Below are 13,017 nucleotides of genomic sequence, written 5' to 3' on the forward strand. Positions count from 1 at the left end.
CGCCGGTACCGGTGAGGCTGGACCACATGAAAACACTCGTCATCGGCTCGACCGGCAAGACCGGGCGGCGGATCCTGCGCCGCCTCACCGACCTCGGCCACCCCGTGCGGGGCGCGTCCCGCCGCAGCGACCCGCCGTTCGACTGGGAGCGGCCGGAGACCTGGCCCGCCGTCCTGGAGGGCGTCGGCGCCGCCTACGTCTCCTACTACTCCGACCTCGCCGCGCCCGAGGCGCCCGCCACCGTGGAGGCGTTCACCAAGGCGGCCGCCGCGGCCGGCGTCCAGCGGCTGGTGCTGCTGTCCGGCCGCGGCGAGCACCACGCGGAGAGCTGCGAGGACATCGTCCGCGAGTCCGGCCTCGGCTACACGCTGGTGCGGGCCTCGTGGTTCGCGCAGAACTTCGGCGAGGGCGAGCTGCGCCAGGGCGTCATGGACGGCGCCGTCGTCCTCGCCGCCGGGGACGTCGCCGAGCCGTTCGTGGACGTCGAGGACATCGCCGACGTGGCGGTCGCGGCGCTGCTCGACGAGCGGCACGACGGCCGCGTGTACGACGTCACCGGACCGCGCCTGCTCACGTTCGCCGCCGCGGCCGAGGAGCTCGCCCGCGCCGCCGGCCGTCCCGTCACCTACGTGCCGGTGAGCGTCGAGGAGCTGCGGGCCGCGCTCGCCGGGCACCCGCAGGGCGACCTGTTCGCCGACCTGTGCGGCGAGGTCTTCGACGGGCGCAACGCCAACCTGGGCACCGGCGTGCGGGACGCGCTCGGCCGGGCGCCGCGCGACTTCGCCGACTACTGCCGGGCGGCCGCGGCCGCCGGGGCCTGGCGGTGATGCGGCGGTGATCCAGCGGATCGTGCTGATCGTCGCGGGCGCCGTGGCCGTCGCGGTCGGGGCGGCGAGCCTGCTGGCACCGGTGGCGTTCCGCCGGCAGTACCACATCAGCATCGGCGACGACGTGAACCTGCTCAGCGAGACCAGGGCGGCGGGCGGCGCGGTGCTCGGGGTCGGGGTGCTGCTCGTGGTGGGCGCGTTCGTGGCGCGGCTGGCGTTCGCGGCGGCGGTCGCCGGGGCCGTGTTCTACCTCGCCTACGCCGTCTCGCGGGGCGTGTCCGTCGCGCTGGACGGCACGCCCGCGAGCGGGCTGGTCCTCGGCGGCGCCGTCGAGCTGGCCCTCGGGGTGGCCTGCGGTTACCTCCTGGCCCGCCCGTCCTTGCGATCGGCGCCCTGACCGGCCGGCCGGCGTCGTGGCCTCGGCGCGGCGCCGGCCGGCTCCGAGACCGGCCGACGGCGTGGCTCGTTCAGTGCGGCCCCGGCCGGTCCAGTTCCAGGTCGGCCGGGTGGCTCGTTCAGCGCGGCGCCGGCCGGTCCAGGTCCGGTTCGGCCGGGGTGGCTCGTTCGGTGCGGCGCCGGCCGGTCCAGGTCCGGTTCGGCCGGGGTGGCTCGTTCAGCGCGGCGCCGGCCAGTCCAGGTCCGGGTCGACCGGCTGCGAATAGTCGACGCCGGGCACGTCGAAGCCGTAGAGGCCGCGGAACTGGGCGCGGAACCAGTCGACGTCCGCCACCTCCGCGATCGTCTCCGGGGTGATCGCCCGCCACCGCTGCGCCACCGCGGCCTGCACCGCCGGGTCCAGCTCCCAGCGGTCCAGCCGCAGCCTGCCCTGCTCGTCGAGGTCCAGCGGGGCCGCGCCGGTGAGCTGGTCCCACAGCTGCACCGACTGCTCGACCGGCGACTGCAGCGCGTCGCCGAGGACGGCGCGCAGCACGCTCACATACAGGGCGATGCCCGGGATCGCGGTCGACGCCTGCGTGACGGCGGCGCCGTTGACCGACGTCAGCGCCCGGCCGCCGATCGGCCGCAGCCGTTCGTCGAGCTCCCCGGCGGTCCGCTCCAGGTGCACCTTCGCCGCGCCGATCGTGCCGTCGCGGTAGATCGCCGAGGTCAGGCTGGATCCGATGTACGACAGGGCGACGGTGCGGAACCCTTCACGCAGCAGGCCCCGGTCGGCGAGCGCGGTGACCCAGCGGGACCAGTCCTCGCCGCCCATCACGTGCACCGTGTCGGCGGCCTCGTCCTCACCCGCGGGGGTGGCGGTGACGTCGCGCAGGGCCGGCGTCCCGTCCGCGTCGAACTCGAGCGTCCTGGTGGTGTGGGCCGCGCCGAGGGGTTTGATGACCGACTGGTAGGTGGTGCCGCTGCGCGGGTCGGTCCGCCGGGGCGCGGCGACGCTGTACACCAGGACGTCGAGCTTGCCGAACCGCTTCTCCAGCAGGTCCAGCACCTCGTCCTTGGTGGTGTCGGCGAAGGCGTCCGCGTTGAGGAACGTGAAGTCGCTGCCGGCCTCCTCGGCGACGGCGGCGGTGGCGATCGTGCGATACCACCCGGCGGTGCCGGTGCGCCGGCCCGGCGGCCGCTCGAACGCGACGCCGACGCCGTCGACGCCGTGCCGGACCAGGCCGGCGAGGGTGGCGGCCAGGCCGTAGCCGGCGCTGGAGCCGATGACGAGCGCGACCTTCCGGTCCTGCGGCCCGGCACCCGCGGGGATCTGCGCGACCATGTCGGCGACGCTGCGGAAGCAGCCGGCGGGGTGCGAGTCGAGCAGCAGGAACCCGCGTCCGGTGGGACTGACGACACGTGCGGCCACGATGCTCCCCTTCGGTGATCGGATCGTGCGGTCACATCCTGTCATGGCCTCCGCGGTGTCCGGTTCCCGGCAGCGCCGGTGTGATCGACGTCCGCCACTGCCTACCGTGACGGCCGTGGACCTCATCGCCAGCGCCGACGTCAGCGCCGACAACATCCTCGACTACTCGGTGACGCCGGCGTGCCAGGCGTACGTCATCGCCGAGCACATCGTGCGGATCCCGCGCTGCCAGGTGCTGGCGGTCGCGAACCTGGCCAACCACCAGCCGCCCGCCTACCCGTTCCCGCAGGTGCCGTCCGCGCCCCGGTCGTTGAGCACCGGAGCGCACGCCTTCGTCGGGTTCCGGGACGGCGGCACCGGCGTCTGGGACCACACCGTGCTGCCCCGGGCCGAGTCCGGCGACTGCCGTGCCGTGAGCTTCCGCGTGTACGTGGAGCAGGGCTGGGCGGCGGTCACCGGGCTGGTCTTCCAGACGGGCCTGGTGCTGCCCAGCTACGACCGGATCAGGCTCGAGTGGCACCGGATCGTCTTCGACGCCATCACGGGACTCATCGTCTTCAGCGTGACGACGTCCAGCGCGGGCAAGGCGGGCGACGACGACACCGACCCCGACGAGTACGCGCTGTCCGAGGCCCGGCGGTTCGCGCCGGCCGAGTCGCACCTGCGGGTGCGGGCCCTGGACTCGCCGCTGCCGCCGGGCCGCAGCTTCCGGGTGGACCTCGGCACCGGCGCCGTCGTGGAGGTCCGCAACCGCGCCCAGCGGTAGGACGGCCCCCGGTTCCGGACATTCACAGCGGTTGACACCGCGTTGGGCCGGTCCTACGTTGAACGTATGTTCAGAACTTCTGTTCAGAACGACACGTTCGACGTCGCCGTGGTCGGCGCCGGGCTGGCGGGCCTGGCCACCGCGATGCGGCTGCAGGCGGCCGGGTGCGCCACGGTGGTCCTCGAGGCGCACGGCCACGCGGGCGGCTGCGCCGGCTATTACCGCCGCCGCGGCTTCTCCTTCGACGTCGGCGCCACCACGCTCGTCGACTTCGAGCCCGGCGGCGTCGGCGCCGAGCTGTTCGACGCCGTCGGCATGCCGCCGCTCGCCGGGGAGGCGCTGCCGGGCTATGTGGCGTGGTTGCCCGACCGCTCCGTCGTGCTGCACCGCGACCCCGGCGCCTGGCACGCCGAGCGGCTGCGGGCGCTCGGCGACACGGGCCGGCACCGGCGCTTCTGGGCGCTGCTGGACCGGCTCGCCGACGCGTTCTGGCGGGCCAGCCGCGCCGGCGCCCGCATGCCGGTGCGCCGTCCCGCGGACCTGGTGCACAACGCACGCACGATGCGCCTCGCCGACCTGCACCTGGCCAGGCACGTCACCGGGACGCTCGGCGGGGCGCTGCGCCGGCACGGGCTGCGCGACGACGCCGCCCTCGTCGGGCTGCTGTCGATGCTCGTCGAGGACACCGTGCACAGCACCGTCGACGACGCGCCGCTGGTCAACGCGGCGCTCGGCATCACCATCCGCGGCGCGGGCCTGACCCGCGCGACCGGCGGCATGCGCGGGTTTTGGCGGGCCGCCGTCGCGCACTACCGGTCGCTCGGCGGCGACCTGCGCTGCGGCTGGCGGGTCACCGGGGTGACCGGCACCGCGCCGCGCTTCACGGTCGGCAGCCCCCGCGGCGCCGTGCACGCCACGCAGGTGGTCAGCGCCGTGCCGGCCGCCACGACCGCGCGGCTCACCCCGGCCGCCCGGCCCGCCCTCGAGGGGTATCTGCGCCGGGACGCCCCCGACCTCGGCGGCGCGGCCATGCTCTGCCTCGGCGTGCCCGAGGACGAGGTGGCCGGGCAGCGCTTCACCCACCACCAGCTGCTGCGTTCCTACGCGGAGCCGCTCGGCGACGGCAACAACATGTTCGTGTCCGTGTCGGCGCCGGGCGACCGCGACAGCGCCCCACCGGGCCACCGGGCGGTGATGTTGTCCACCCACACCGACCTGGCCGGCTGGGAGGACCTCGACGACGCCGGCCACGCCTCCCGCCGCGACGCGCTCGGCGAGCGGCTCGTCGCCGAGGCCCGCCGGGTGTATCCACGGCTGGGGGAGCGGGCCGTGGTGCGGGAGGTGGGCACGCCGCGGACCTATGCGCGGTTCACGTCCCGGCCGCGCGGCGCCGTCGGCGGCGTCAGGCAACGCACCTCCAACGCCAACCAGCACGCCGTCCCGCACCGCACCACCGTCCCGGGCCTCTGGCTCGTCGGCGACACCACCTGGCCGGGGCTGGGCACCGTCGCGTGCGTGCTCGGCAGCCGGATCGTCGCGGAAGGAGTGCTCCGCTCATGAAACCCGGCAGGACATCCCCGGCACGGGAGATTGGACCGGCGCAGCCGGCAGCCGACAGGCGGGCGGGCGCCGGGATCGTGCAGGCGGGCGCCGCGAAAGGGCAGGCGGGCGCCGAGATCGGGAAACCGGCGATGGGTGACCTCGGCGCGGACCTGTTGACGACGCGGCCCTGGCAGCGGCGGTTCGCGCTCGCCCGGCCGGTGATCGGGGTCGCCGCCTATGTGGTGGCCGCGGCGCTCGGGTGGTGGTGGCTGACACCGCTCATCATGTTCGGCATCTTCGTCGCCGTGGTGACCGTGACCCATGACGTCGTGCACCGGTCGATCGGGCTCGGGCCGCGGGCGACCGAGTGGGCGCTGTTCCTGTCCGGGCTGGTGCTGCTGGAGAGCGGCCACGCCTATCGGGCCACGCACCTGCAGCACCACCGGGCGTTCCCCGCTCCGGCCGGCACGTCCATGGACGACCCCGACGGCGACCCGGAGGGCTATCCGGCGCACATCAGCTTCCTCGGCGCCGTCTGCTACGGCCCCGTGTTCCTGGTCCGGCTGTGGCGGTGGGCGCTGCGCCGCGCACGGGGGCAGGACCGCGCCCGCGTCCGGCAGCGCCGGTGGCTGCTCGCCGAGGCCGCGATGCCGGTGCTCGTGATCGGGGGCGGGGTCGCGCTGCTGCCGGTCGCGCCGGCCCTGCTGTGGTATGCGGCGATGGCGGTGGCGGGCAGCTGGGTGTATCCGCTGCTGACCGTCTACCTGCCGCACCACGACTTCGGGGACACGCCGCTCACCCAGACCCGGACGCTGCGCGGGCGGGTCATCCCGGCGATCTTCCTGGAGCTGACCTATCACCTGGAGCACCACCTGTATCCGCAGGTGCCCAGCCATCGGCTCGCGGAGCTGGGACGGCGGCTCGACCCGTTCCTCGCCGCGTCCGGAGTCCGCCCGCACCGCGTGATCTGACATCGCCTACCGTTGCCGGTGATGTCGCGCCGATCCGAGACCCGCGAGCGCATCCTGCGCGCCGCCGTCGACACCCTGGCGACGCAAGGGTTCTCGACCACCACCGCCAGGGCGATCGCCGCCACCGGCGGGTTCGCGCCCGGCGTCATCTACTACCACTTCGAAGACCTCGAGGACCTGCTGCTCGCGGCGATGCGCTACACCAGCGACAGCAGGATGGAGCGCTACACGTTCCGGACCCACGGGGTCCGCGGCGCCGGTGAGCTCCTGCCGGCCCTGCGCGAGCTGTATGACGAGGACGTCGCCACCGGGCACATCGCCGCCGTGCAGGAGCTCGTCGCGGGGGCCGTCGGCTCGACCCGGCTCGCGGCGGGCGTGCGCGCCGAGATCCGCCGGTGGGAGGACTTCACCGAGGCACTGATCGGCCGGCTCCTCGGCGACAGCCCGTTCGCCGCGCTGATCCCCGGCCGGGAGGCGGCGATGGCGGCGATGGCCTTCTACCTGGGCCTGGAGATGCTGACCCACCTCGACGGCGACCGCAGCCGCAGCGACACCCTGTTCGCCGCCGCCGCCAGGTTCACCGGCATGCTCGACGCCCTGTCCGGCCTCACCGCCGACGGGACCACCCCCGCCACCGACCAGTGACCCCGGCGCCGGGTCAGAAGAAGGCGGGCACGACGATCGAGCCGACGGAGGCGTCGCTCAGCCCGCAGTACAGGCGGACGAGGCCACGGTCGAGGACCTCCATCGAGCCGGGAAAGACGACGTCGGTGAGGTCGGGGCGTTTCGGCGGGGCAGGTGGGAAGTCGGCGCGCATCGCGATGATCGTCGGGGTGGTCGTGGTGCGGGCGGCCGGGTCGATCGTCCACCAGGCGCCGGCGTACTCCTGCGGCCCGCCCTCCTCGCCGACGGCGACGTGGCCGAGGACGCCGATGCGGTCGCCGAGGTCGTAGAGCTCGTTGACGCCGAGCTTGGTGTCCTCGGCGACCTGGTCGTGGAAGACGTGCGCCTTGGTGATCAGCTCCGCGGACAGGTCCGTGTAGTCGTCGGCGAGGATGAGGCTCACCCGGCCGCGGCCGGCGGTCCCGCCCTGCGGACGGCCGCACACGGCGAGCCCGTCGTGGCGCTGCAGGAGCCGGATGTCCTTCATCCCCGGCACCTCGGCGAACGGCGTGGCCGGGTCGAGGCGCTGCACGGAAGGCGCGGCGTGGAAGCGGGTCACGACCGTCGGCGGGTCGTTGCGGAAGTCCAGCGACACCACCCCGAACACGAGCACCGGCACGCCGGCGCGGTCCAGGACCCAGGCCGCGAACGGGTCCTCCGCCGACCGGAACACCGGCGTGTCCGGCGCCTCCCGCCAGCCGTCGCCGGCGCGCTCGTAGAAGCGGATCTCCGGATCCCAGGAGGATTCGTCGCGCCAGTAGCTGGTCTCCGACTCGACCCGCACGGCGAGCAGCGTGCGGCCGCCCTGCCGGATCAGGCACGGGTTGTAGGCGAGCCGGTCCCCGACGCCGGGGATCACCTCGGCGGTCCCGGACGGGCGGCCGGGGCGGCGCAGATGGTCGGCGACGAGGTCGCGGTACCCGGCGGCAGTCGACGTCACACAAGCACCGTATCGCCGTGTCCGGGCGCGGATGGCGGGAAACCCGGGTGAATGTCGGAAGCGGCGGCGCCCGCCGCGCCCGGGCCGCCCCGGAGGTGGTGCGGCACTAAGCTGCGGTGATGGCAGACGACGGGGCGCGGCGCGGCGGTGCCGCCGAGGCAGCCACGGCCGTCGTGCGTGAGCTGCTGGCGGCCGCGCCGGCCGGATGCACCTGGCTGCTGCCGCTGACCGGCGAGGACGGCCGGGTCACCGACTTCGTCATCGCGGCGGTGAGCGGCCGCGGCAACGACCTCTACGGCCGCGGCGCCGACCGGCTCGGCAAGCGGGTCGGCGACCTGTATCCGAGCATGGTCGGCGGACCGCTGTGGCAGCTGTATCTGCAGGTCCTCGCCGGCGGGGTGGCCGCCGAGCTGCCCGGCTTCCGGTATGCGGAGCGGCGGGCCGGGATCGTCGCAGACTCGCAGTTCGACGTCGGGGTGCACCCGGTCCTGGGTGGGCTGCTCGTGTGGTGGACGCGGGTCGACGAGGCACGGCGCCGGCTGGAGCGCACCGAGCTGCTCGGCAGCCTCGGCTGGGCCGAGTATGACCTGGTCACCGGCCGCAGCGAGTGGTCGCCGGGGATGTTCCGGATCTTCGGCCGGGACCCGGCCCTCGGGGCGATGTCGCGGGCCGAGCAGCACGCGGCGCTGCTCGCCGACGACCGCGGGGTGAGCGAGACCGCCTGGCAGACCCTCGACAGCGGCGCCGCCTCCGACGTGACCGTCCGCTTCCGGGTGGCCGTCCCGGCCGGGAGCGCCGACGCGGCGCAGCCCGCGGAGACGGTGAAGCACCTGCGGATCCTGTCCGACGTCGCCCGCGACGCCGACGGCAGCCCGCTGAAGATCTACGCCGTCGTGCAGGACGTGACCGCCCGCGAGGACGCCCGCTCGGCGATGGAGCGGCTCAGCGACCAGCTGCGTACCCGGGAGATGACGGCGCTCGCCGAGCACCGCCTCGCCGGGCAGCTGCAGAACCTGATCCAGCCGGTGCCGCCGGAGCCGTTCCCCCTCGCGGGGCTGGAGGCGGTGGTCGGCTACCTGCCGGCGGAGAGCGCCGTGCAGGTCGGCGGCGACTGGTATCACGCGCAGACCCTGCCCGACGGCCTGGTGGCGCTCGCCGTCGGCGACGTCGCCGGGCACGGCCTGGACGCCGCGAACGGCATGGCGCACCTGCGGTTCTCCCTCGTGGCGTGGCTGTCCATCGGGATCCGCGACCCCGGCACCCTGCTGGGCCACATGAATCAGCTGTGCCTGCAGCTGGCGATCACCGGCACCGCGGTCATCGGCGTGTACGACCCGCGCAACCGCACCCTGCGATGGGCGCGGGCCGGGCACATGCCGCCGCTGCTGGCCCGGGAAGGCGTGACCACCGAGTTCGAACGGGCGGCCGGGCTGCTGCTCGGCGCCGGCGACGACGCCGTCCACCCGGTCCTCACCGTGGACCTCCGCGAGGACGACCTGGTGCTGTTCTACACGGACGGGCTCGTCGAGCGCCGGTCCGCGGACACCGAGGTCCTGCTCGACCGGGTGCGGCGCGACCTCGCCGGCGTCTCCGCCGACCCGGGCGAGGAGCCACTGACCCGGCTCCGGGGTCTGCTGCACCACGCGAGCCCCGACGACGACACCTGCACCCTCGCGGTCCGCGTCCTGCCCTGACGGCGCCGCCGCCGGCCGGGGCCCAGAGGTGGCCCAGAGGTGGCTCAGAGGTGGCTCAGAGGCGGCTCAGGGGTGCAGGTGCAGGTGCAGGCGGACCGTGGTGCCGTCCGGGCCGCCGACCGTCTCGACCCGGTCGCAGATCCGCTCGACGATGGCGAGCCCCCGGCCCCGCGCCGCGTCCGCCGGTGGCATCGGCTGCGGCAGCGCCCGCGGCGGTCCCTGGTCGACGACGTCACAGACGATCTGCCCGCCGTCGGTCCACAGCCGGACCCGGCCGCCGCTCGTGGTGTGCTGCAGCGTGTTCGTCGCCAGCTCGTTGACCGCGAGCATGAGCAGCTCGGTCCGCGCCTCCGGCAGGCCGGCCGCGAGGGCGTGGGCGCGGACGAACGCCCGCACCGCGCCGAGGTCCCCGGCGTCGTCGTAGTCGATGGCGCCGGCGTCGGCGGAGGCGCTCATGAGGTCCGTCCCGTGGCCGGCGGAGCGAGGAGGTCGCCGACGCCGGTCAGCTCCAGGACGTGGGCGACGGTCCCGCCGGCGTTGACCACGTGCAGCCGGTGTCCCTGCCGCCGGGCGGCGTGATGACCGGTGATCAGCCCGTGCACGCCGCTGGAGTCGAGGAAGCGCAGCCCGGCGAGGTCCACGACGACGACCGGCGCGAGCTCGACGGCCGCCAGCAGCACGCTCGTCAGCTCGTCGCGGGTGCTCAGGTCGCACTCGCCGACCAGGGAGACGACGGCCCGGCCGTCCACGGCGGCCGTCTTGGCCTCGAACAGCGCCATCGAGCTTCAGCACCCTTCATGTCGCACCGAGCTGTTCCCGGCTCCCATCATGGCACCCGGCACGGCCGGCCTGGTTGACTGTCACCGATGGAGCACTCCCTGGAGCCCGGCGACCGGACGCTGCACGGCTTCTTCTCGCCCGGCTACCCGCCGGCGCTGACGGTGCGGTCCGGCGACAGCGTCACCTTCCGCACCCTGGACTGCTGGTGGTCCGCGGCCCCCTACGCCGGGGAGCACCCGCCGGACCGGCCGCGGGTCCCGCAGCACCGCCCCGAATACGGCCACGCCCTCGTCGGCCCGGTCGCGGTCGAGGGCGCGACGGCCGGGCAGACGCTCGAGGTCCGCGTCGACGCGGTCGTGCCGGCCGCCTGGGGCACCACGGTCGCCGGCGGCTGGCCGAGCGGGCCGAACCGGCGGTACCACCTGGAGAACGACGGCGTCGTGCACGCCTGGGACCTCGACCCGGCCGCGATGACCGGCCGCAACCAGCACGGCCACACGGTGCCGCTGCGCCCGTTCATGGGCGTGCTGGGCATGCCGCCGGCCGAGCCCGGTGAGCACTCGACGATCCCGCCGCGCGTGCACGGCGGCAACCTCGACTGCAAGGAGCTCGTCGCCGGCAGCACGCTGTTCCTGCCGATCCCCGTCGACGGCGCCCTGTTCTCCGTGGGCGACGGGCACGCGGCGCAGGGCGACGGCGAGGTGAGCGGCACGGCCATCGAGTGCCCGATGGACCGGGTGACGCTGACGTTCACGGTGCGCGACGACTTCCCCGTCACGGGCCCCGTCGCGCGTACGGGCACGGCCTGGCTCACGATGGGCCTCGGCGACACCCTCGACGACGCCGCGTACGCCGCCCTCGAGTCGATGTTCGCGCTGCTGGCCCGGCTGCACGGGGTGGAGCGCGCCGACGCGGTCGCGTTGTGCAGCGTCGCGGTCGACCTGCGGGTCACGCAGATCGTCAACCGGGTCGTCGGCGTGCACGCCGTCCTCGACGACGGCGCGATCACCTTCACCTGAGCGCCGCGCCGGACGCAGCTCTGGGCGGCGGGGCCGACCACCCGGTGCGGGTGAGACGGCGGACGTGTGCGCGCGGTGAGCCTTGGAGGCGGCATGCCAGCAGGGCTCGAGAGGGGATGCGCACATGGCACGCGCTGTGGGAATCGACCTCGGCACGACCAACTCGGTGATCGCCGCGTTCGAGGGTGGCCGGCCGACCGTGCTGCCGAACGCTGAGGGCAGCAGGACGACGCCGTCCGTGGTGGCGTACACCGACAGCGGCGAACGGCTCGTCGGGCAGCTCGCCCGCCGGCAGGCCGTCCTGAACCCCAAGGGCACGATCTCGTCGGCGAAACGCTTCATCGGCCGCAAGTTCGACGAGGTCGGCGAGGAGTCCCGCACCGTCACCTACGACGTGGAGCCCGGGCCCGACGGCATGGTGCGGTTCGACGTGCGCCGCAAGCAGCTGTCGCCCGAGGAGGTGTCCGCGCAGATCCTGCGCAAGCTCGCCGACGACGCGGCGAAACACCTGGGGGAGAAGGTGACCGAGGCGGTCGTCACGGTCCCCGCGTACTTCAACGACGCGCAGCGGCAGGCGACCAAGGACGCCGGCCGGATCGCCGGGCTCGAGGTGCTGCGGATCATCAACGAGCCGACGGCGGCCGCGCTCGCGTACGGGCTGGACAAGCAGGGCCACGAGACGGTCCTCGTGTTCGACCTCGGCGGCGGCACGTTCGACGTCAGCATCCTCGACGTCGGCGACGGCGTGGTCGAGGTCCGGGCGACGTCCGGCGACACGCACCTCGGCGGCGACAACTTCGACCACCGGCTGGTCGAGCACATCGCCGGGCAGTTCCAGAGCGAGACCGGCATCGACATCCGCTCCGACCCGCAGGCGCTGCAACGGCTCACGGAGGCCGCGGAGCGCGCCAAGGTCGAGCTGTCGTCGGTGACGCAGACGCAGGTGAACCTGCCGTTCATCACCGCCGACGCGACCGGGCCCAAGCACCTGACGATGACGCTCACCCGGGCGACGTTCGAGGAGCTGACCCACGACCTGCTCGAACGCACGATGGACCCGGTGCGCCAGGCGATGCAGGACGCGAAGATCAGCGACGGCGACCTCGACGAGGTGATCCTCGTCGGCGGGGCGACCCGCATGCCGGCGGTGCAGGCGCTGGTCCGGCGGCTCACCGGTGGCAAGGACCCGAACATGTCCGTGAACCCGGACGAGGTCGTCGCGCTCGGCGCCGCCATCCAGGCCGGGGTGCTCAAGGGCGACGTGCAGGACGTGGTCCTGCTCGACGTGACGCCGCTGTCGCTGGGCGTCGAGACCCTCGGCGGGCTGATGACGAAGATCATCGACCGGAACACGACGATCCCGACCCGGCGGGCCGAGACGTTCTCCACCGCCGAGGACAACCAGCCGGCCGTCGACGTCGTCGCGCTGCAGGGCGAGCGGGAGCGCGCCGCCGACAACCGGGTCCTGGGCCGGATGCGGCTGGAGAACATCCGGCCGGCGCCGCGCGGTACCCCGCAGGTCGAGGTGACGTTCGACGTCGACGCCAACGGCATCCTGAACGTGTCCGCGAAGGACAAGGACACCGGCGCCGAGCAGAAGATCACCATCACCGAGAGCGGCACCCTCGACGCCGCCGACGTGGAGCGGATGGTCCGCGAGGCCGAGGAGCACCGGGCCGAGGACCAGCAGGTCCGGCAGCGCGTCGACGCCGGCAACGAGCTGGACAGCGCGGCGTACCAGCTGGAACGCGGCCTCCAGGAGCGCGGCGAGGTGCCGGAGCACGAGCGGGCCCGCGCCACGATGCTCGTCGAGGAGGCCCGCCGCGCAGTCCGGGAGCAGGAGCCGGCACCGCGGATGCGGCAGCTGACCGAGGACCTGCGGCAGATGACCCTGGCCCTGAGCAGCGCCGGCCGGCAGGGCCAGCCGGGCCAGCCGGGCCAGCCGCGCAGCGCGCCGCCGCAGGACGCCGACGACGTCATCGACGCCGACTTCAACACCGGGTGA

At 74.4% G+C, this 13,017-nt stretch carries 13 protein-coding genes; 9 read left to right on the plus strand and 4 right to left on the minus strand.

The features are described from left to right. Positions 1-26: 26 nt before the first annotated feature. Together ACZ6TV_RS19425 and ACZ6TV_RS19430 are read left to right on the plus strand one after the other, a co-directional pair. Complete coding sequence (locus ACZ6TV_RS19425) at positions 27-827, plus strand: NAD(P)H-binding protein (RefSeq protein WP_465298587.1); 801 nt, start codon at positions 27-29, stop codon at positions 825-827. 7 nt (positions 828-834) lie between these two features. Beyond that, a complete protein-coding gene (locus ACZ6TV_RS19430) occupies positions 835-1,224 on the plus strand; it encodes a DUF4345 family protein (protein WP_465298588.1) in 390 nt (129 codons plus the stop codon). 216 nt (positions 1,225-1,440) lie between these two features. On the opposite strand, the gene ACZ6TV_RS19435 is transcribed toward ACZ6TV_RS19430, so the two are convergent. Next, the gene (locus tag ACZ6TV_RS19435) at positions 1,441-2,637 is read right to left on the minus strand and encodes a trans-2-enoyl-CoA reductase family protein (RefSeq protein WP_465298589.1); all 1,197 of its coding nucleotides are present in this window, start codon (positions 2,635-2,637) and stop codon (positions 1,441-1,443) included. A gap of 115 nt (positions 2,638-2,752) precedes the next feature. Here ACZ6TV_RS19435 and ACZ6TV_RS19440 point away from each other — a divergent pair, with 115 nt between their 5' ends. The 4 genes from ACZ6TV_RS19440 (at position 2,753) to ACZ6TV_RS19455 (ending at position 6,561) form a co-directional block, all read left to right on the plus strand. Next, positions 2,753-3,403: a hypothetical protein gene (locus ACZ6TV_RS19440; RefSeq protein WP_465298590.1), complete on the plus strand. Its 651-nt coding sequence runs from the start codon at positions 2,753-2,755 to the stop codon at positions 3,401-3,403. A gap of 66 nt (positions 3,404-3,469) precedes the next feature. Further along, positions 3,470-4,963: a phytoene desaturase family protein gene (locus tag ACZ6TV_RS19445; RefSeq protein ID WP_465298591.1), complete on the plus strand. Its 1,494-nt coding sequence runs from the start codon at positions 3,470-3,472 to the stop codon at positions 4,961-4,963. Further along, positions 4,960-5,916, plus strand: a complete 957-nt coding sequence (locus ACZ6TV_RS19450; protein WP_465298592.1) for a fatty acid desaturase family protein — start codon at positions 4,960-4,962, stop codon at positions 5,914-5,916. The genes ACZ6TV_RS19445 and ACZ6TV_RS19450 overlap by 4 nt, the downstream gene beginning before the upstream one ends. A 21-nt stretch (positions 5,917-5,937) precedes the next feature. Beyond that, positions 5,938-6,561: a TetR family transcriptional regulator gene (locus ACZ6TV_RS19455; protein WP_465298593.1), complete on the plus strand. Its 624-nt coding sequence runs from the start codon at positions 5,938-5,940 to the stop codon at positions 6,559-6,561. Positions 6,562-6,574: 13 nt separating this feature from the next. Here the strand turns inward: ACZ6TV_RS19455 and ACZ6TV_RS19460 are convergent, their stop codons facing one another. After that, positions 6,575-7,519: a DUF1861 family protein gene (locus ACZ6TV_RS19460; RefSeq protein ID WP_465298594.1), complete on the minus strand. Its 945-nt coding sequence runs from the start codon at positions 7,517-7,519 to the stop codon at positions 6,575-6,577. Between the two features lie 119 nt (positions 7,520-7,638). Between ACZ6TV_RS19460 and ACZ6TV_RS19465 the strand changes: the two genes are divergently transcribed. Beyond that, positions 7,639-9,213, plus strand: coding sequence for a PP2C family protein-serine/threonine phosphatase (locus ACZ6TV_RS19465; RefSeq protein WP_465298595.1), 1,575 nt, complete (start codon positions 7,639-7,641; stop codon positions 9,211-9,213). 66 nt (positions 9,214-9,279) lie between these two features. Here the strand turns inward: ACZ6TV_RS19465 and ACZ6TV_RS19470 are convergent, their stop codons facing one another. Next, positions 9,280-9,669 (minus strand): ATP-binding protein, encoded by a 390-nt coding sequence (locus tag ACZ6TV_RS19470; RefSeq protein ID WP_465298596.1) that lies wholly within the window; start codon positions 9,667-9,669, stop codon positions 9,280-9,282. Further along, entirely contained in the window at positions 9,666-9,992 is a 327-nt protein-coding gene (locus ACZ6TV_RS19475; protein WP_465298597.1) for an STAS domain-containing protein, read from the minus strand. The genes ACZ6TV_RS19470 and ACZ6TV_RS19475 overlap by 4 nt, the downstream gene beginning before the upstream one ends. Before the next feature lie 87 nt (positions 9,993-10,079). Here ACZ6TV_RS19475 and ACZ6TV_RS19480 point away from each other — a divergent pair, with 87 nt between their 5' ends. After that, the gene (locus ACZ6TV_RS19480; protein ID WP_465298598.1) at positions 10,080-11,012 is read left to right on the plus strand and encodes an acetamidase/formamidase family protein; all 933 of its coding nucleotides are present in this window, start codon (positions 10,080-10,082) and stop codon (positions 11,010-11,012) included. 124 nt (positions 11,013-11,136) lie between these two features. Next, positions 11,137-13,017, plus strand: a complete 1,881-nt coding sequence (gene dnaK, locus ACZ6TV_RS19485; RefSeq protein WP_465298599.1) for a molecular chaperone DnaK — start codon at positions 11,137-11,139, stop codon at positions 13,015-13,017.

Source organism: Dactylosporangium sp. NPDC051087, assembly GCF_055586325.1.